Origin of the sequence: Micromonospora reichwaldensis (assembly GCF_031845925.1) — a bacterium.
GTDB lineage: Bacteria > Actinomycetota > Actinomycetes > Mycobacteriales > Micromonosporaceae > Micromonospora > Micromonospora reichwaldensis.
The window spans coordinates 23,137-41,862 of the sequence record NZ_JAVRFL010000051.1 but is presented as its reverse complement, the minus strand read 5'-3'; the positions used below and the strand labels follow the sequence as shown (position 1 = coordinate 41,862).

The window sequence follows — 18,726 nt, the reverse complement described above, 5'->3', positions numbered from 1 at the left end:
CGCTCACAGCGCCACCTCCGTTCGCGACTGCGGGGCTCGCAACCCCGCCTCACTCCTCGCGCTCACAGCGCCACCTCCGTTCGCGACTGCGGGGCTCGCAACCCCGCCTCACTCCTCGCGCTCACAGCGCCACCTCCGTTCGCGACTGCGGGGCTCGCAACCCCGCCTCACTCCTCGCGCTCACAGGTCCAGCTCCGGGATGTCGAGGCGGGCGCCCTCGCGGGCCGAGCGCAGGCCCAGCTCGGCGAGCTGCACACCGCGCGCGCCGGCCAGGAAGTCCCACGGGAACGGCTCGTTGGCGACGACGTGCCGCAGGAACGCCTCCCACTGCACCTTGAAGCCGTTGTCGAACTCCTCGTTGTCCGGCACCTCCGTCCACTGTGACCGGAAGGGCTCGGTGACCGGCAGGTCGGGGTTCCACACCGGCTTCGGGGTGACCGCCCGGTGCTGCACCCGGCAGCTGCGCAGCCCGGCCACGGCGCTGCCCTCGGTGCCGTCGACCTGGAACTCGACCAGTTCGTCGCGGTGCACCCGGACGCACCACGAGGAGTTGAGCTGCGCGACCACGCCGCCGTCGAGCTCGAAGATGCCGTACGCGGCGTCGTCGGCGGTCGCCGGGTAGGTGCGGCCCGCCTCGTCGACCCGCTGCGGCACGTGCGTGGCGGTGAGGCAGGAGACCGTACGCACCCGGCCGAACAGCTCCTCCAGCACGTACTGCCAGTGCGGGAACATGTCCACGACGATGCCGCCGCCGTCCTCGCTGCGGTAGTTCCAGGACGGTCGCTGGGCCGGCTGCCAGTCGCCCTCGAACACCCAGTAGCCGAACTCCCCGCGCACCGACAGGATCCGGCCGAAGAAGCCGCCGTCGATGAGCCGCTTGAGCTTGCGCAGCCCGGGCAGGAAGAGCTTGTCCTGCACCACCCCGGTACGCACTCCGGCGGCGCGCGCCGCCCGGGCCAGGTCGAGGGCGCCCTCGGTGTCCTCGGCCAGCGGCTTCTCGGTGTAGATGTGCTTGCCGGCGTCCAGCGCCCGGCGGATCGCCTTCTCCCGCTGCTGGGTGACCTGGGCGTCGAAGTAGATCTCGACGTCGTCGCGGGCCAGCGCCGCGCTCAGGTCGGTGGTCCAGTCGGTCAGCCCGTGCCGCTCGGCGATCTCGCGGAGCTTGGTCTCGCTGCGCCCGACCAGGACGGGCTCGGGCCAGATCGACGTGCCGTCGGCCAGGGGCACGCCGCCCTGCTCGCGGATGGCGAGCAGGGAGCGCACCAGGTGCTGCCGGTAGCCCATCCGGCCGGTGACGCCGTTGACGATGATGCCTATCGACCTGCGGGTCATGGTGTTCCTTCCCTCCGCGGGCGCCTCCGACCGGGACGGCGGCGGGCGGCGACCTGTTCCACGCCTGCGCCGCCGCCGGGAGGCCCCCGGCGGCGGATCTCAGGCAAGCGCTTTCCTGGGCAGCGTAGGGAACGCCCCCCTCCTCAGGCAAGGGGCTGTCCGACCCGTCTCGCGGCCGGCGCCGCCCGCCGGGCCACGCGGGCGGGCGCCGGGGCGGGGGAGCGCTTTCGCTGCGGTACGGTGACGGATGGCCGGCACCGGGGCGCGGCCGTCGAGAAACGACCGAGGGGGCGGCAGTGGCGACCCTGTCCGACGTGGCCCGGCGGGCGGGGGTCTCGCCCGCGACCGCCTCCCGGGTGATCAACGGCAGCAGCAAGCCCGTCACCGAGGAGCTCCGCGAGCGCGTGCTGCGCGCCGTCGCCGAACTCCAGTACGTGCCGAACGCGCACGCCCAGCTGCTGGCCCGCTCGCACCGCGTGGCGGTGGGCGTCATCGTGCACGACGTCTCCGACCCGTACTTCGCCGAGATCACCCGTGGCCTGCAACGGGTCGCCACCGACCAGGGCCGGCTGCTGATGATCTGCAACAGCTACCGCGACCCGGACCGCGAGCTGGAGTACGTCGAGCTGCTGCGCGGCCAGCAGGTCGCCGCGATCATCCTGGCCGGCTCGGGCTACCACGACGCCACCTTCACCCGGCTGCTCAACGAGAAGCTCGCCGCGTACGAGGCGACCGGCGGACGGGTCGCGGTCATCGGCCGGCACGAGCACTCCGGCGACGCGGTGATGCCGGACAACCGCGCCGGCGGCCGGTTGATCGGCGAGGAGCTGTACGAACTCGGTCACCGGACGATCGGGGTGGTGGCCGGGCCGGCCGTGCTCACCACCACCACCGACCGGCTCACCGGCCTGCGGGAGTCCCTCGCCGCGCACGGGCTGAGCCTGCCCGAGCACCGTGTCCGGCACGCCGAGTTCGACCGCGACGGCGGCGTCGCCGCCACCGCCGCGCTGCTCGACGCCGACCCCGAGCTCACCGCCGTCGTGGCGCTCAACGACTCGATGGCGATCGGCGCGCTGGCGCTGCTGCGCTCCCGGTCGGTGGCGGTGCCCCGGCAGGTGTCGGTCATCGGCTTCGACGACATGCCGATCGCCCGGGACGTCACCCCGGCGCTGACCACCGTCCGGCTGCCCCTGGTCGAGATGGGGGCCCGCGCGATGTCGCTGGCGCTCGACCCGGGGGCCGCGGCGCCCCGCGTCGAGGTGCTGCCCGCCGAGGTGGTGCGCCGGGACAGCACCGGGCCGGCCCCCGAGGTCACCCCGGTCCGCCCACGGGCGGCGGGATCCGGCGCGTCAGCCGGCTGACGACCCTCCGGTCACCGGGACGCCCCGGCCACGGTGGACACCGTCGTCGGTGGCCCCGGGCATGGCGCCCGGGGCCACCTGGCGCCAGGTCGCTCGGAGGACGGCCCCCCAGATGCGCGCGGCCGTACCGGCTGTGGTCCCCCCTGCCGGCTGCTTCTCGGCGTGCGGTGAGGTGCGCGCCCTGAGCGGCTTGCGCATCCCCCGTTTCCGTCCCCCCTGTGCCGCGCCTGGCGGTCGTCGGCCGACGCGCCGACGCGGAGTCGACACACGCTGGTGCGGGTGTCCTACCACACACTATGGTTGTCCGCTACGGTGTCACTGCCACAACAGTGGTCGGCGTGGTCAGTCAAGCACGGTCCGCCACGGCCCGCAACCATTGTGGCGGCGCAGCCCGGCCCAACCACTATGGTGGGCATCCTCGGGTCGGATCGGGAGGGGTGGTTCATGGCCGACGGCGGCGAGGCCAGCGGATCGACGTCCTTCGCCGACCGGCTGCGGCACCTGTTCGAGACGCATCGCCGGCCCGGCAGCGACAGGCCCTTCTCGCCAGAGGAGGTCGCCAGGGCCACGGGGCTCTCGACGAGCTACGTCAACTACCTGCTGAGCGGCGAGCGGGACAATCCCACCCGGTCGGCCATCCAGCAGCTCGCCAACTTCTTCCGGGTGCCCCCGGGCTACTTCTTCGACACCGTGGCCGCAGACGGCGAGGGCGACCCCGACCTGGAGACGATCACCGTCCTGGCCCGCCGGATGCCGCCGGGGGCGCCCAGGGCGAGCCTACGCGCCATCGTGGAGCAGGTCGCGGCGCTGGAGGCACGCAACAAGGCCACGGGGCGCGGCCGGACGTAGGGCGGGCTCCCGCCTCCGTTCACCGCAGCAGCAGGAACGTGGGGGCGGCGATGAGCGTCCCCACGACGGTGCCGGCGGCCACCTGACCGACGGTGTGGTCGCGCAGGCGCACCCGCGACCAGCCGACCAGCGCCACCACGGGCGCCGAGGCGAGCAGCGCCGGTCCGAACTCGATCACGAGCACGGCCGCCGCGCCCGCCGCCACGGCCGCGTGGATGCTGAGCTTCCACACCAGGTTGACCACGGTCACGGCGAGGCCGAGGGCGAACATGACGACGACCATCGCCAGGACGGGGCGCGGGGCGCCGAACCCGATCATCACGGCGAGGCCCACCAGCACGGACAGCAGCCCGTACGCCAGTGGCCGCCGGCGCTGTTCCCGTCGCCTGATGTGGTGGTCGGTCAGCCGGCCCCGGCGTACGCCCCACCAGATCAGGCTGTTGGGGATGACCGAGCAGAACAGGGAGCCGACCAGGGCCCAGGCGAGGCCCACCCCGACGGGCGACGCGGCGTGCAGGCCCACGACGACGGGCATCAGCGCGGCCAGCAGCGCCGGGGCGAAGACCTCGGTGGCGGCGCGGGCGAGCAGCCTGCTGGTGCGGCGGTCGGGGCGGTCGATGACGTCGTGCACGGTCCACATTCTGCCGACCGCCCCGGGCCGCGGGCACACCCCGGGCGTGAGCTGTCACGTTCCGCCCCGCTCGGGCGTCACAGTGTCGTCGCGCTTGGCTATGCTGCCCGCACCCGCGCCGTCGCGGCCGGCACGGGCGTCGACCGTCCGGGGTGGACGCGGCGGGCGGGTGACACGACACGGGGGTCTCTCGGGCTGGCGGCCCGGCGGGGAGAGTGATGGCGGGCGATGTGGCACCGACGGCGTCGGAGACAGCGGTTGTTGCGCCAGCTCGACGTGGACCTGCCGTCGCCCCTGACGGTGCGGGGCCTGGTGTCCGCGCTCGAGACCACGCGCGGTCGGCGCATCCAACTCGCCGCCATGAGCGTCGACGGGCAGGCCGGGCCCTGCGGGCTGTGGGTGGCGACGTCCGGGACCGACTACGTCCTGTTCAGTCGCGACGCGCCGCCCGTGCTGCGCCTCCAGACGATCCTGCACGAGCTGATGCACATCGCCCTGCGGCACACCGCGCGGGCGGTGCCCTCCGGCGGAACGGGTGAGACGGCGGCGCACGGGGTGCTCGCCCGCTCCCCCGCCACGTTCGACGAGCAGCAGGAGCACGACGCGGAGCTGCTGGCGACGTACCTGGGGGCACGGCTCGACGGCGGCGGCGAGGACGTGGCCTTCGACGAGCTGGGCGGCGTCACGGCCGCCGTCATGCACCGCATCGCCGCGGCGTTGACGGACTAGGCGGGAGATCCGGTGCTCGTCACCGTCGGTCATCTGGTCGCCGCCAGCGTCGCCGCGGTGGCGTTCCTGGTGAAGCTCAGGGCGTTGGGTCGGGATCCGGCCAACCCGAGGATCCTGGCGAGCGCGGGGATCTGCCTGGGGATGGGGGTGGCCGTCTCCGCCGGGTGGGCGCCGGTGCACAGCCTGCTCGACCGCGTGTCGGGCGTGGCCAATCTCGCCAAGCTGGTGGAGCACGGCTCGGCGCTGCTCGCCGCGGCGGCGATCCAGTTCCTCTTCCTGCACCTGGGCGACCCGGGGCGGGCACGCCGGCTGATGGCGCGGCGGGGCGTGTTCCTCGCCGTCGCGTTCGGCGTGATGGTCGCGGCGTTCTCGCGGGCCGACTTCCCCGAGTCCGAGCCCCTGCACTTCGCCGAGCGGTACGGCGACCTGCCACCGGTCGGCGTCTACATGCTCGCGTTCCTGACCTGCCTCGGGGTGACGGTCGTGGACATCCTGCGGGTGTCCGCCGGCTACGCGCGCTACGCCGGCGCCCGGCTGAGGACCAGCATGCGGCTGCTCAGTGCCGGCGCGGCCTTCGGTGCGGGATTCGTCGCGCACAAGGCCCTGTTCATCTGCCTCAAGCTGGCCGGGGTGACGCCGCCGTGGCCCGAGCCGGCCGCGACGCAGACGCTGATCATGCTGTCGGTGTCGCTGATCGGGGCCAGCTTCGTGCTGGCGACGGCACGCAAGGCGGTCGACGGCGTCCGCGCCTGGCCGCGCCGGTACGCCACGCACCGCGACCTGCACGCGTTGTGGTACCTGCTGTACCAGGCGATGCCGACCATCGCCCTGCATCCCCCGCGCCGGCCGGAGGTCGACCCCCGGTGGGCGTGGCGCCTGGGCGAACGGCTCTACCGCCGCTGCGTCGAGATCAGCGACGGCCTGCGTGCGGTGGGCCCGCTCGACGAGTCCGTGGCGGGCGCCGCCCGGCAGCGGGCGGTGGCGGCCGGCTGGAGCCGCGAGCGTGCCGACGCCGCCGGTGAGGCCGCGGCGGTCCTGGTGGCACTCCGGCGCTTCGCCTCGGGGGCGACGGCGACGCGGGAGGTCGATCCGGCCCTGGAGTCGCAGAGCGTGGCGGTCGCGCAGGCCGACGTCCAAGCCGACGCGAGTCGGCTGGCGCTGGTCTCGACGGCGCTCTCCGAGGAGTTGGTGCGCGCGGTCGCCGCCCGCACGCCGGACGCCCCGGCGCGCGGGCGGGAGGCGTAGGCGGGCTCAGATGATGAAGTGGGTCCAGTAGGCGAGCCAGGTGACGAAGAGCGCGCCCTGGAGCAGGGCCAGGGCGGCGGTCAGCCAGGCGTCGGCGCCCGCCTGCCGGGCCCAGCGGGCCAGCACGAGGGCGACCGGGAAGACGGCCAGCAGATAGCGCAGCAGGCTCTTGTACACCGGCGGGCCCATCGACAGCGGCACCAGGACCATGGTCAGCCCGTACACGAGATAGGGCAGCCCGAGTCGGCGGGCGCCCGCGAGCAGGACCGCCAGCACCAGCACGGCGACCCACACCCGCAGGGCGTCGCGGGGCGGGCTGCCGGTCAGTCCGTGCCACAGCACCGCCAGCGGGTTCTGCACCCGGATGCCCCAACCCGTCTCCTGGGCGTGCTTGTAGGCGAACCAGTCGCCGCTCTGCCACCGGCAGAACGCCATGAACGCCAGCCAGCCGGCGGGCACCAGCGCCAGCGGCCAGCCGACGCGCACGTACGTCCACCACGCGCGCGGGCCCAGCCGGTAGCCGTGCTGCCGTAGCAGCACCAGGGCCAGCGGGAGCACGACGAGGAACCCGACGGAACGGCTCGTCGCCAGGAAGAAGCCGACGACGCCCACGAGCAGCCAGCGCCGCCGCTCGGCGTAGTGGAAGGCGGCAAGCGCGAGGCAGAGGAACAGCGACTCGGTCAGCGCCGCCTGGAACAGGAACCCGGCCGGCAGCAGCACGGCGTAGCGGACGAACCGGCGGGCGGAGACGTCGTCGCCGAGCAGCCGCTCGCCCAGCCGGTGGGCGTAGAAGAGCATCAGCAGGAACGCGACGTTCGCGACGAGCAGCAACGCCAGTGCGGTGTCGCCGCCCAGCAGCGGGGCCAGCGGACGGGCCAGGAACGGATAGAGCAGGGGAAAGCCGAAGTCGGGCCACGGCTCGTCGAGCGGGAGCTGCGCCAGGCGGTCGTAGAGGAAGGAGTCCCAGGCGAACCAGAGCGCGACCGCGCGGTGCCCGGAGACCGCCCGCTGCTGCTCGCGCATCATCGTCTCGTCCGGCGGCGGGGCCCAGGGCACGTCGTCGAAGGCGCTCAGCGCGAGCACCCCGAGGGCACTGAGCACGATCTTCGTACCGAGGAAGACGGCGAGGACGAACAGCCACGGCGCCGGCACCCGACCGGCGACCCGCGACGCCGCCCGCCGCAGGTCGTGCCCGCGCCCGGCCAGCCGGACGGGCAGCGCGCGCCACCGCCGGTCCGAGACGGCCCGCCCACTGTCCATCACGCGTCTCCCGGTCCGGCGGCCCGACCGGTGCCACATCCCCGTTCCGGGGCCGTTGACACGTCGGGGCGATCCCGGCGCGGAACCGGGCGCCGGGCGCGTCGCGGCGCGTCCCGGGCGCTCCGCCCGTCGGGGTGTCCCGGGAGCGGACGGGAATCCGGGGTGAGTTCGGGCCGGTGCCGGGTAAGCGGGCCGCCTCGGGGAGGCCGAAACAGGGGGCGACGGGCATGGGCGAAGAGCACGGCACGGTGGTCATCGGCGCTGGACCGGCGGGCCTGACCACGGCGTACGAGTTGCTCCGGCGCGACAGCGCGGTCCGGGTGTTCGAGGCCGACGAGGTGGTGGGCGGGATCAGCCGTACCGTCGAGCGGGACGGATGGCGCTTCGACATCGGCGGGCACCGGTTCTTCACGAAGGTGGCCCGGGTCGAGGAGTTCTGGCACGAGATCCTGCCCGACGAGGACTTCCTGCTGCGGCCCCGGATGAGCCGGATCTACTACCGGGGCGCCCTGTTCGACTACCCGCTGAGCGCGGCGAACGCCCTGCGCAACCTCGGCGTACGGGAGGCCGTGCTGTGCATGGGCTCGTACGCGCGGGCCCGGCTGCGCCCGCCGAAGGACCAGTCGCACTTCGAGGGGTGGGTCTCGGCCCGGTTCGGCTGGCGGCTCTACTCGATGTTCTTCAAGACGTACACCGAGAAGGTCTGGGGGATGCCGGCCGACCGGTTGCAGGCCGACTGGGCCGCCCAACGGATCAAGAACCTGTCGCTGGCCAAGGCGGTCCGCAACGCGGTGCTGCCCAGACGCAATCGCAAGGACGTGACCAGCCTGATCGAGGAGTTCCAGTACCCGAAGCTCGGCCCGGGCATGATGTGGGAACGCTGCGCCGAGGAGGTGCGCCGGCGCGGGGGCCGGGTGGACACCGGCACCTGGGTGACCGCCGTGCACCGGGACCCGGAGCGCCGCCGGGCCGTCGCCGTGACCGTCAACGGGGCCGGCGGGCAGCGTACCGAGCCGGCGGAGCACGTCGTCTCCTCGATGCCGATCTCCGAGCTGGTCGCCGCGCTGCGCCCGGCGGCCCCGCCGGAGGTGCTGGCCGCCGCGGCCGACCTGCGGTACCGGGACTTCCTGACCGTCGCGCTGGTGGTGCCGGAGGAGTTCTCGTTCCCGGACAACTGGATCTACGTGCACGACCCGGCGGTGCGGGTCGGCCGGATCCAGAACTTCGGCTCCTGGTCGCCGCACCTGGTCAAGGACGGCCGCACCTGCCTCGGCCTGGAGTACTTCGTGTTCGAGGACGACGAGACCTGGCGTACGCCGGACGCCGAGCTGGTCGCCGCCGCGACGGCCGAACTGGAGCGGCTCGGCCTGGTCCGGCCGGGGGTGGTCGAGGCCGGCTACGTGGTGCGGATGCCGAAGGCGTACCCGGTCTACGACGAGCGCTACCAGCACAACGTCGACGTGATCCGGGACTGGCTGGCGCGCGAGGTGCCCAACGTCCACCCGGTGGGCCGCAACGGCATGCACCGCTACAACAACCAGGACCACTCGATGCTGACGGCCATGCTCACCGCCGAGAACATCGCCTGCGGCACCCGGCACGACGTGTGGTCGGTCAACGTGGAGCAGGACTACCACGAGGAGTCGAGCCACGACGGGGACGGCCACCGGGGCACCGGCCGGGACGCGCCCGTCGTACCGGCCCGGCCCGTCGTCCCGGTCGGCACGACGCTCGACGGCGCCGGCCGGCCCGAACGGCCCGCCCACGTGCGCCTCGGTTGAGCCGCCGACCGCGCGTTCGGCACGATCGGCGGATGCCGGAAGGGAAAGGCCGGTGGTGGCGTGCGGCGGCGGACCGGCCCGGGCTCAGTGCGCTTCGAGGACGAAGAAGATGAAGCAGATGAACGTGGTGCGGTCCACGAGATGTGGCGGCAGGATCTCGCGCGGGGTCTCGGGAGACATGGGGGGTTCGCTGACGACCGAGAGGCGGAAGCCCGCGTCGGTGAACGCAGCCGTCATCGCGTGCAGCGGCCGGTGCCAGTAGGTCAGCTCCGCGGTGTGCCCGTCGAAGGTGTACTCCTCCGACCACCGCGCGAGGGCGAAGTAGTCGGCGCCCGGGTTCACTGCCGTGTAGACCATCGGGTGGTTCACGGACAGGATGAGGCGACCCCCCGGCCTCAGGACTCGTCGCAGCTCGGCCAGGGGCGCGGTCCAGTCCTCCAGGTAGTGCAGGACCAGGGACGCGACGACGTCGTCGAACGCGCCGTCGGCGAAGGGAAGCGGCCCGCTGAGGTCGGCCACCAGCAGCGTGGCGTCCCCACCCAGCCGCCGTCGGGCCAGCTCGACCATCGCGCGGCTGGAGTCGAAGCCGGTCACGACGGCCCCTCGCTCGCGAAGCGCCGCGGACAACGGACCCGAACCGCAGCCGGCGTCGAGGATCCGCCGGCCGGCCACGTCCCCGGCGAGCCCGATCATCGCGGGCCGCTCGTAGTAGCCGTTGATCAGGTTGGACTCGTTGTCCACGCTGTAGCGCTCGGCGAAACTGTCGTAGTGGTCGGCCTTCACCAGGCTGGCTCCTCGGCATCGCGGCAGGGTCGAAAGCGCGATCCTGCCACGGTCGCCGAGCCGCCACCGCCCCTGCCGCGCTCCGGTCGACATCGGCGCCTGACTCCGACGCGGCCCCGCAGCGCACGCCAGTCAGGGCAGGTGGAACAGATCGCGCAGGCTCCGCGTGGCGGTCAGCCGGCGAGCTGGTCGCGGCGGCGGGTGAGGTAGGCCCGCTCCGCGGGGTTGCCGGCGAGACCGATGGCCCGGTCGTACGCGGTCCGCGATTCGCCGCCGCGCCCGAGTCGCCGCAGCAGGTCGGCGCGCGCGGCGTGGAAGGCGTGGTAGCCGTCGAGGGCCTCGGCGAGCCGGTCGATCTCGGCGAGCCCGACCCCGGGGCCGTCGACCTCGGCGACCGCGACCGCCCGGTTGAGCCGCACGATCGGTGAGGGGTCGAGCAGCGACATGCGCCCGTAGAGGGCGACGATGGTGGACCAGTCGGTGTCCCGGGCGGACGGGGCGTCGGTGTGGACCGCGTTGATCGCGGCCTGCAGCTGGTAGCGCCCGGGTGGGCCGCCGCCGGCCGCCACCGCCTCGATCCGCTCGCGGAGAAGGGCGTTGCCCTCGGCGATGAGGGTGCGGTCCCAGGCGCCGCGGTCCTGCTCGGCGAGGGTCACCAGCTCCCCGGTGCGGGACACGCGCGCCGGCCGCCGGGCGTCGGTAAGGAGCATCAGGGCGAGCAGGCCGGCCACCTCGCCGTCGTCCGGGAGGAGGGTCCGGAGCAGGCGGCCGAGGCGGATCGCCTCCTCGGTGAGGTCGACGCGCACCGGGTCGTTCCCCTCGCTGGCGAGATAGCCCTCGTTGAAGACGAGGTAGACGACCGCGAGCACGCCGGCGAGCCGTTCGCGGATGTCGTCGGCCGAGGGCACCCGGTAGGGGATGTGTGCCGCCTTGATCTTCGTCTTGGCGCGGGTGATCCGTTGCGCCATGGTGGTCTCCCGCACCAGGAAGGCGCGGGCGATCTCGGGCACGGTGAGGCCGCCGAGCAGGCGCAGGGTGAGCGCCACCCGGGTCTCCAACGCGAGCGCGGGGTGGCAGCAGGTGAAGATCAGTCTGAGCCGGTCGTCCTCGACCGGGCCGGTCGGCTCAGCAGGGGTGTCGTCGTACATGATCCGGGCCGCCTGGTGTTTGGCGTCGCGCTGTGACTCGCGACGGAGTCGGTCGATCGCCTTGCGGGTCGCGGTGGTGGCGAGCCAACCGCCGGGATTGGACGGTACGCCCTCGCGCGGCCATCGCTCCGCGGCCGCCATGAACGCCTCGGCCGTCGACTCCTCGGCGACGTCGAGATCGCCGAAACGGCGCGCGAGGCCGGCGACCACCCGCGCCCACTCCTCGCGGTGGACACGGGTGATCGCCTGCTCGACGGTGAGATCGGTCATGGCTCCGGCAGCGCTCGGACGGATTTTTCGGTGCGGAAGGGACGCACCTCGACCGTACCGCGACAGGCTCTCGACCCCTCGGCGGCGAGGGCCAGGGCCACGTCGAGGTCGGCCGCCTCGATGACCCAGAAGCCGTCGAGGTGCTCCCTCGTCTCCAGGTAGGGCCCGTCGGTGAGAACCGGCCTCCCGCCCTGCCCGTCGACGGTGGTGGCGGTCGTCGCGGGCGCCAGGCCGTCGGCGAAGACGAGGTGACCGTCCCGCCGGAGCCTCTCGTCGAAGGCGCCGGTGTCGGCGAACGCCTGCAGCACGGCCTCCTGGGAGGGATGGGTGCCGAACTCGGTGGGCTCGGCCGGTCCGTAGACGGACAGCAGGTATCTGGGCACCACGCTCACTTCTCCCCGGAGCCGTTACGCCGGGCGCGCCCCGGGGGCTCCGAACCGGTGCACCTCCTGCGGCCAGTCGAGCGCGGTCGCGAGCCTGCCGGCCCAGTGTCGCGCCGCCTCGTCGTCGGGCACGTCCACGACGGCGAAGCCGCCGAGGTGCTCCTTGGTCTCGACGTACGGGCCGTCGGTGAAGACGGGCTTGCCGTCGACCGATTCGACGCTGCACACCGCGGTGGACCGGTCGAGCCCCCCGTTGCTGAAGAGCAGGACGCCCGCGGCCTGCATCTCCTCGATCACGGCCCAGCCGGCCCGGCTCTTCTCGCGGATCTGCTCCGCCGTGTGTTCGGGCACCCACTCGTCGTTGAAGGTGATCAGGTATTCCGTCATGGTCGTCTCCTCTCGGTCCCGGACGAGGGCCCTGCCCGGCCCCTCGTGTGCGGCGGCCCGGGCCGGCCGCCGCACACTGGTTCCACGAACGGCCACGCCCCGATACGACACCATCTTTGGAAGTCGAGGTCCAGGATGCGGCACGAGGGGTGGGACGAGGCCACCGTCGGTTGCCGAAGCCGTTCGCGTCACCCGACGGTTGTGGTGGCACGAACGGGCGCAGTCCGGGATAGCCTTACGGCATATGGCTACCTATCGCAGCGCCTCAGTGCTCCTCTCCTCCGACGGCACCCGGACCCCCGGCACCGCCGCGCTCTTCGCCGAGCCCGCCCGCAAGGGTGGGATCCCGCCGTGGGCGGGCGATTTCCGACCCGCCAACAGCGCCGGCAACGGCCCCAAGAACGCGGTCGGGAAGACCTTCACGTTGGAGTTGCCCGACGGCAGCACCGGCAAGGTCGTGGTCCAGGGCCTGAAGAGCGGGAAGGGAGGCGTCGTGCTGGCGTTGATGGGCGAGGACGCACCCCCCTTCTGATCAGGGCACTGATCGCCCACCGACGCCACCGGCCGGAGACGGCCGGTGAGCGCGGTGTGCCGCAGCGCCGGTGGCGGCCCGGGTCCCGGGCTGCCGAACGCTCACGGATCGGGCCCTGGCCGGCGGCGCGCCGACCAGGGCCACCGGTCAGCGGCGGCCGGCGGCCAGGGTGACGAGATACTGTCCGCCGCCCGCGTCGACGCTCGCGGTCACCGGCAGCCCGGGCACCAGCCGGGAGAACCGGTCGACCAGCCAGGCCGCCGCCTCCTGGGCGTCCTTCTCGCTCGGACAGCGGGCGACCAGCTCGCGGCCACCCTTGCGTTCGAGTCGCTCGGCGACGGTGACCAGTGGCGCGGGCTCCACCACGTGCAGGTGGTCCGGCCAGGCGATGACCGCCTTGACCGCGCCCTTGCGGGTGTTGCAGGCACGGTGCGCGAGTCGCTCGGCGACCTTGGCCTTCCGGTCGGCGGTGCGGCTGTCGACGCTGGGACCACGCGGGTCGTTCACCGACCTGTCGGCGTCGACCGGCTCGTCGCACACCCAGCATCGCCAACCATCACGCCTCGCGACGTCATCGAGGGAACTCATCCGAGCAAACTAGCCTGTCGACCGCCGGCCGACGACAGCCCCGGCCGCGGCGAGCGGGTCCGCGTCATCGACGTCGTCCTGTCGCACCCGTCGGCGGTCACGTCCGCAGTCCCGCCGAACCATCCGCCTTCGGCCTGGGCCACCTGCCGATGCCCGACACTGCTCCCGGGCGGCAATCTGGAATGCTCCTTCCATGCCCTCCTACCCGCCCACCTTCGCCGACCAGGTCGTCGCCCAGCCAGCCCGGGCCCAGTTCGAGGCGTTCCTCGACGAGCACCGTCGCGCGCTCAACGGCTGCCTGGACGGGCTGACGGAGGAACAGGCGCGCCGGTCGTTGGTGGCCTCCCGGACCACGCTGCTGGGCCTCGTGAAGCACGTGACCTTCGTCGAGAGGGTCTGGTTCGACGAGGCCGTCACGTGCCGGTCGCGCGCTGAGATCGGCATCCCCGCGACGCCGGACGAGTCGTTCATCCTCGATGACGACGACACGATCGCCACCGTCCAGCGCGCACACCGCGAGGCCTGCGAGGCGTCACGCCGCGCGACGTCGTCCCTGGGCCTGGACGACATCCTGTCCGGGAACCGGCGGGGCCCGCTTCCGCTGCGATGGGTGTATCTCCACGTGCTGCGCGAGCTCGCCCAGCACTGTGGGCACGCGGACATCCTCCGGGAGCAGCTCGTCGACGGGTAGTGCGCGGACGTCCGCCCCGCCGTCCCCGGCCGCCGGGCGGCGCACCCCTCCCGCCGGTAAACGCCTTGCCGCCGCAGCCGGGCCGTCCCTAGCATCCGCCGGATGCGGATCCGCGAGTTCCACGAGTCCGACTGGGCCCAGGTGTGGCAGATCGTCCAGGAGGTGGTCCGGGCGCGGGAGACCTTCCCCTACGACCCGGAGCTGACCGCCGAGCAGGCGTACGCCATGTGGGTGGAGGCCGCGCCCGGCCGGACGGTGGTCGCGGTCGACGGCGACGCGGTGCTGGGCACCGCGAAGATGGGCACCAACCGCCCCGGGCCGGGCGCGCACGTCGCCACCGCGAGCTTCATGGTGGCCCGCGAGGCGCGCGGGCGTGGCGTCGGCACCGCGCTGTGCCGGCACGCGGTCGACTGGGCCCGCGAGCGGGGCTACGCCGGCATGCAGTTCAACGCCGTGGTGGCGAGCAACGCCACCGCCGTGGAGCTGTACCGGCGGGAGGGGTTCGACGTGGTGGGCACGGTGCCCGGCGCGTTCCGGCATCCCACCCTCGGCCGGGTGGGCCTGCACGTGATGTACCGGGAGTTCTGAGCGGCCCGACGGACGCCGCCGCGCGCCGGTTCCCACCCCCGGCAGGTGGCATCCGGCGCGCCGGCGGCGTCGGTCAGACGGCGGCCTTGGCGACGGCCTCGGCGCGCAGGTCCTCCTCGGAGACGCCCCGGCGCCAGTAGCCGGAGAAGGTGACGTGCCGGCGGTCCAGGCCGCGCTCGCCGACAAGGTGCCGGCGCACCGAGCGCACCATCGAGGACTCGCCGGCGATCCAGGCGTACGGGCTGCCGGCCGGCAGCCGGGCGGCGCGCACCGCGTCCGCCAGCAGGGTGCTGCCGGGGGCGGTGGCGCCCCGCACGATCCAGCGCACCTCGGCCCGCGCCTCGGTGGGCAGCTCCTGGATGTCTCCCGCGTCGGGGACCTCGATCCAGGCCCGCACCGGGGTGCCGGGCGGCAGCCAGGCCAGGATCCCGGCGGCGGCCGGCAGTCCGGTCTCGTCGGCGACGAGCAGGACGGAGTCCGTGCCGACCGGGGGCCGGAAGCAGACACTGCGGTTGTCGTGCACGGCCGGGCCGAGCAGCACCACCCGGTCGCCGGGCAGGGCGTGCCGGGCCCAGCGGGAGGCGGGGCCGGTGTCGCCGTGGCTGACGAAGTCGATGTCCACCTCGGCCACCTCGGGGCGCTGCTCCCGGATGGTGTACGAGCGCATCACCGCGCGCACGTCGGGGTCCATGGCCCGGTAGGCGCCGAACCAGTCCTCCCCCGCCCCGACGGGGAGCACCGGCTCGGGCTGACCGGGGTGCGGCAGGAACAGCGAGACGCTCTGGTCCCGGCCGCCGCCGGCGAAGTCGGCCAGCTCCGGCCCGCCGAAGGTGACCCGGACCAGGGAGGCGCCGACGCGGCGGGCGCCGACGACCCGCGCGGCGAAGAGGCGGTACTGGACGGCGACGGCGGTGGTCACGACGTGACCTTCTTCGCGCCCTTGATGGCGGTGGCCAGGTTCTCCAGCAGCGGCGCGGCGCCGGCGTACGAGAAGCGGGGCACCGCGTCCCAGGCGGCGACCTGGTTGGCCTTGACCGCCGGCAGCTGCTGCCAGGTCGGCTTCGCGGCCAGGTCCTTGGGCTGAAGGGCGGTGCTGCGGTTGTCGAGCAGGAGCAGGTCGGCCGGGAACTTGCCCGCGTTCTCCCAGCTCAGCGCCTCGAAGTAGTCGCCGGCCTCCAGCTTGGTGGGGACGACGATGTCGACGCCCAGCTCGGCGAAGTACATCAGGTCGGTGCTGACCTTGGGGTTGGAGGCGTAGAACAGGTCGGGGCTGCCGGAGCAGGCGAGCACCTTGATGCCCGGGTTGGCCTTGACCGCCTGGCGGACCGACTCGGCGGCGGCCTCGAAGCGGGCCTTGGCGTCGGTGACCTTCTTGGCGGACAGGTCGGCGCCGAGGGACTCGGCGAGCTGCGCGTACCGCTCGATCGGCTTGGTCATCGGCACCCGCGCGGTGGTCACGGTGACGGTGGGGGCGAGCGGGAGGATCTTGCCCTTGCTCTCGTCCGGCACGTACCAGAAGGCGCCCGGGTCGTACATGTGGGTGACGAGCAGTTCGGGCCGCAGGGCGGCGTACTTCTCCAGGTTGAACTCGCCCCAGACGTTGCCGAGGATCTCCACGGACTCGACGTCGAGGTCGCCGGCCTGCGGGTCCTTGCTGCCGTCGGAGCGCTTGGTCTCGCCGAACACCCCGACGATCTGCTTGTCGAGCCCGAAGTCGACAAGCGCGGCGGCGACCCCCGTGAAGGCGACCACCCGGGTCGGCCGGGCGGGGGTGCTCACCTTCTCGTTGCGGTCGTCCGTGAACGACCACGGCCCTTCGGAGCCCTTGGCGGTGGGGGCGGCGGAGTCCTCGTCCCCGCCGCAGCCGGCGAGCAGGGCTGCCAGGGTGGCGGCGCCACCGGCGGCGAGCAGGCCCCGGCGGGAGAGGCGGCGGGCGGACACGGGATGCGGCATGGCGGTGTCTTTCGATCAGGGTCGGGCGAATGACCATGGACAGCGGGGTTAGGTTAACCTAACCTAAACGGCTGTCAAGTCCCGTTCGGAATTCCGCACCAATCGGAGCCCACACTGTCCGCCACCCTCTCCCCCCGCGTCGGCGCGCCGCCGGCACCGCCGGCCGTACGCCGGCCCGGCCGGTCCGCCCTGCGGGCCGCCGGGCTCGCGGCGTCGGTGCTGCTGCTCGCGGCCGTCGCGGTGCTCAGCATCGCCGTGGGCGCCAAACAACTCCCCCTCACCGACGTGTGGCAGGGCCTGCTCGACCGCGACGCCGCCGAGTACGCCGTCGTGCACCGCATGCGGCTGCCGCGTACGCTGCTCGGCCTGCTCGCCGGGGCGGCGCTCGGCGTCGCCGGCGCGGTCATGCAGGCGCTGACCCGCAACCCGCTCGCCGACCCCGGCCTGCTCGGCATCAACGCCGGCGCGGCGGCGGCGGTGGCCACCGGGGCGCTGCTGTTCGGCATCGGCGGCGTCGGCGGGCAGGTGTGGTTCGCGCTGCTCGGCGCGGCCGCCGTCACCGCCGCCGTGTACGCCGTCGGCGGCGGGCGCGGGGCCACCCCCGCCCGGCTGGCCCTGGCCGGCGCGGCGCTCAACGCCACCCTCTACTCGTACGTGAGCGCGGTGATGCTGATGGACACGGCGTCGCTGGAACGGCTGCGGTTCTGGACCGTCGGCTCGCTGGCCAGCGCCGAACCGTCGACCGTCCGCACGGTCGCGCCGTTCATGGCGGCGGGCCTGCTGGTCGCCCTGGCCGTCGCCCGCCCGCTCAACGCCCTCGCCCTCGGCGACGACGCGGCGCGCGCCCTCGGCGCCCGCCCGGCCCTGGTCCGGGGCGCGGTCATCCTGGCGATCACGCTGCTCTGCGGCGCCGCCACCGCCGCCTGCGGGCCGATCGTCTTCGTCGGGCTGCTGGTGCCGCACCTGGTACGCGCGCTCACCGGGCCGGACCTGCGCTGGCTGCTGCCGTACTGCGCGGTGCTGGCACCGGTGCTGCTGCTCGGCGCCGACGTGCTCGGGCGGGTGCTGAGCCGCCCCGGCGAGCTCCAGGTCGGGCTCGTGACCGCCGTGGCGGGCGGGCCGCTCTTCCTCTGGCTGGTGCACCGCGGACGGGTGGCCCACCCGTGATCACCCTGCGTACCGGCAGCCTGTCCCTGCGGCTGCGTCCCCGCGCCATCGCCGTCGGCGTCACCTGCGTGCTGCTGGCCCTGGCGCTGGGCGTGCTCGCCATCGGCAGCGGCGACTACCCGATGAGCCCCGCCGACGTGCTGCGCGCCCTCACCGGCCGGGGCACCCCGGCCGAGGAGTTCATCGTCACCGAGCTGCGGCTGCCCCGGGTGGTCACCGCCCTCTGCGTCGGCGCCGCGCTGGCGTTGGCCGGCGCGGTCTTCCAGTCCCTCGTACGCAACCCGCTGGGCAGCCCCGACATGCTCGGCTTCACCCAGGGCGCGGCCACCGGGGCGCTCGTCGTGGTGGTGCTCGGCGGCAGCAGCCTGGCGCTGGCCTCGTCGGCGGTGGTCGGCGGGCTGGTCACCGGCGCGCTGGTCTACGCGCTCTCCTGGCGGCGCGGCGTGCACGGGTACCGGCTGATCCTGGTCGGCATCGGCACCATGGCGATCCTCACCGGCGTCAACGGCTGGCTGCTCACCCGGGCCCCGCTGATGGACGCCGCCCGCGCCGTGCTCTGGCTCACCGGCAGCCTCGACGGTCGCGGCTGGTCGAACGCGCTGCCGCTGCTGATCGCGCTGGGCGTGCTGGTGCCCCTCATGCTGGCCGGCTACGGGCCGGCGATGCGGCTGGTCGAGATGGGCGACGACACCGCCGCCGCCCTCGGCGTACGCGTGGAGCGGCTGCGCCTCGTCGTGCTGGCGGCGGCGGTGCTGCTGGTCTCCCTCGCCGCGGCCGCCGCCGGGCCGGTGAACTTCGTGGCCCTCACCGCGCCGCACCTCGCGCGGCGGCTGACCCGGGCCCCCGGGCCGAACCTGCTGCCCTCGGCGGCCGTCGGCGCGGTCCTCCTGGTCGCCGCCGACCAGCTCGCGCTGCGGGCCTTCCCCGGGCACCAGCTGCCGGTCGGCGTGGTCACCGGCGTGCTCGGCGGCGCCTACCTGGTGTGGCTGCTGGCCACCGAGCGCCGGGCCGGCCGGCTGTGACCGGGCACGGCCGGCGGGCCACCCAC

The 18,726-nt window shown here is 73.9% G+C and carries 20 protein-coding genes; 10 read left to right on the top strand and 10 right to left on the bottom strand.

The window, feature by feature from the left end:
* Positions 1-180 precede the first annotated feature (180 nt).
* On the bottom strand, positions 181-1,332 hold the full coding sequence (locus RM555_RS28815) for a Gfo/Idh/MocA family protein (protein WP_132234929.1): 1,152 nt from the start codon (positions 1,330-1,332) through the stop codon (positions 181-183).
* Between the two features lie 296 nt (positions 1,333-1,628).
* On the opposite strand from RM555_RS28815, the gene RM555_RS28810 reads away from it, so the two are divergent.
* A complete protein-coding gene (locus RM555_RS28810) occupies positions 1,629-2,693 on the top strand; it encodes a LacI family DNA-binding transcriptional regulator (RefSeq protein WP_311414664.1) in 1,065 nt (354 codons plus the stop codon).
* A gap of 444 nt (positions 2,694-3,137) precedes the next feature.
* Positions 3,138-3,542: a helix-turn-helix domain-containing protein gene (locus tag RM555_RS28805; protein WP_311414663.1), complete on the top strand. Its 405-nt coding sequence runs from the start codon at positions 3,138-3,140 to the stop codon at positions 3,540-3,542.
* Positions 3,543-3,561: 19 nt separating this feature from the next.
* Here RM555_RS28805 and RM555_RS28800 read toward each other — a convergent pair whose 3' ends face one another.
* The gene (locus RM555_RS28800) at positions 3,562-4,173 is read right to left on the bottom strand and encodes a phosphatase PAP2 family protein (protein WP_311414662.1); all 612 of its coding nucleotides are present in this window, start codon (positions 4,171-4,173) and stop codon (positions 3,562-3,564) included.
* A 258-nt stretch (positions 4,174-4,431) separates the two neighbouring features.
* Between RM555_RS28800 and RM555_RS28795 the strand changes: the two genes are divergently transcribed.
* Both RM555_RS28795 and RM555_RS28790 read left to right on the top strand, forming a co-directional pair.
* Entirely contained in the window at positions 4,432-4,902 is a 471-nt protein-coding gene (locus RM555_RS28795) for a hypothetical protein (protein WP_311414661.1), read from the top strand.
* 12 nt (positions 4,903-4,914) lie between these two features.
* A complete protein-coding gene (locus RM555_RS28790) occupies positions 4,915-6,147 on the top strand; it encodes an MAB_1171c family putative transporter (protein WP_311414660.1) in 1,233 nt (410 codons plus the stop codon).
* 6 nt (positions 6,148-6,153) lie between these two features.
* On the opposite strand, the gene RM555_RS28785 is transcribed toward RM555_RS28790, so the two are convergent.
* Positions 6,154-7,407, bottom strand: a complete 1,254-nt coding sequence (locus RM555_RS28785; RefSeq protein ID WP_311414659.1) for a hypothetical protein — start codon at positions 7,405-7,407, stop codon at positions 6,154-6,156.
* A gap of 227 nt (positions 7,408-7,634) precedes the next feature.
* Here RM555_RS28785 and RM555_RS28780 point away from each other — a divergent pair, with 227 nt between their 5' ends.
* Positions 7,635-9,188, top strand: coding sequence for an NAD(P)/FAD-dependent oxidoreductase (locus RM555_RS28780; protein ID WP_311414658.1), 1,554 nt, complete (start codon positions 7,635-7,637; stop codon positions 9,186-9,188).
* An 84-nt stretch (positions 9,189-9,272) separates the two neighbouring features.
* Here RM555_RS28780 and RM555_RS28775 read toward each other — a convergent pair whose 3' ends face one another.
* The 4 genes from RM555_RS28775 to RM555_RS28760 form a co-directional block, all read right to left on the bottom strand.
* Entirely contained in the window at positions 9,273-9,971 is a 699-nt protein-coding gene (locus tag RM555_RS28775; RefSeq protein ID WP_311414657.1) for a class I SAM-dependent methyltransferase, read from the bottom strand.
* A gap of 173 nt (positions 9,972-10,144) precedes the next feature.
* Positions 10,145-11,389, bottom strand: a complete 1,245-nt coding sequence (locus tag RM555_RS28770) for an RNA polymerase sigma factor (RefSeq protein WP_311414656.1) — start codon at positions 11,387-11,389, stop codon at positions 10,145-10,147.
* Entirely contained in the window at positions 11,386-11,775 is a 390-nt protein-coding gene (locus RM555_RS28765) for a YciI family protein (RefSeq protein WP_449560157.1), read from the bottom strand. Before RM555_RS28765 ends, RM555_RS28770 begins: the two co-directional genes overlap by 4 nt.
* Positions 11,776-11,796: 21 nt before the next feature.
* Positions 11,797-12,159 (bottom strand): YciI family protein, encoded by a 363-nt coding sequence (locus RM555_RS28760; RefSeq protein WP_311414654.1) that lies wholly within the window; start codon positions 12,157-12,159, stop codon positions 11,797-11,799.
* A gap of 244 nt (positions 12,160-12,403) precedes the next feature.
* On the opposite strand from RM555_RS28760, the gene RM555_RS28755 reads away from it, so the two are divergent.
* On the top strand, positions 12,404-12,691 hold the full coding sequence (locus RM555_RS28755; protein ID WP_311414653.1) for a hypothetical protein: 288 nt from the start codon (positions 12,404-12,406) through the stop codon (positions 12,689-12,691).
* 147 nt (positions 12,692-12,838) lie between these two features.
* Here the strand turns inward: RM555_RS28755 and RM555_RS28750 are convergent, their stop codons facing one another.
* Positions 12,839-13,279, bottom strand: coding sequence for a hypothetical protein (locus RM555_RS28750; protein WP_311414652.1), 441 nt, complete (start codon positions 13,277-13,279; stop codon positions 12,839-12,841).
* A 193-nt stretch (positions 13,280-13,472) separates the two neighbouring features.
* Here RM555_RS28750 and RM555_RS28745 point away from each other — a divergent pair, with 193 nt between their 5' ends.
* A complete protein-coding gene (locus RM555_RS28745; RefSeq protein WP_311414651.1) occupies positions 13,473-13,970 on the top strand; it encodes a DinB family protein in 498 nt (165 codons plus the stop codon).
* A gap of 102 nt (positions 13,971-14,072) precedes the next feature.
* A complete protein-coding gene (locus RM555_RS28740) occupies positions 14,073-14,558 on the top strand; it encodes a GNAT family N-acetyltransferase (protein ID WP_311414650.1) in 486 nt (161 codons plus the stop codon).
* 73 nt (positions 14,559-14,631) lie between these two features.
* Here the strand turns inward: RM555_RS28740 and RM555_RS28735 are convergent, their stop codons facing one another.
* Entirely contained in the window at positions 14,632-15,477 is an 846-nt protein-coding gene (locus RM555_RS28735) for a siderophore-interacting protein (RefSeq protein WP_311414649.1), read from the bottom strand.
* Entirely contained in the window at positions 15,474-16,511 is a 1,038-nt protein-coding gene (locus RM555_RS28730; protein WP_311414648.1) for an ABC transporter substrate-binding protein, read from the bottom strand. The genes RM555_RS28735 and RM555_RS28730 overlap by 4 nt, the downstream gene beginning before the upstream one ends.
* Before the next feature lie 90 nt (positions 16,512-16,601).
* Here RM555_RS28730 and RM555_RS28725 point away from each other — a divergent pair, with 90 nt between their 5' ends.
* Together RM555_RS28725 and RM555_RS28720 are read left to right on the top strand one after the other, a co-directional pair.
* Positions 16,602-17,678: a FecCD family ABC transporter permease gene (locus RM555_RS28725; protein WP_396888861.1), complete on the top strand. Its 1,077-nt coding sequence runs from the start codon at positions 16,602-16,604 to the stop codon at positions 17,676-17,678.
* On the top strand, positions 17,675-18,700 hold the full coding sequence (locus RM555_RS28720; RefSeq protein WP_311414647.1) for a FecCD family ABC transporter permease: 1,026 nt from the start codon (positions 17,675-17,677) through the stop codon (positions 18,698-18,700). Before RM555_RS28725 ends, RM555_RS28720 begins: the two co-directional genes overlap by 4 nt.
* Positions 18,701-18,726 lie beyond the last annotated feature (26 nt).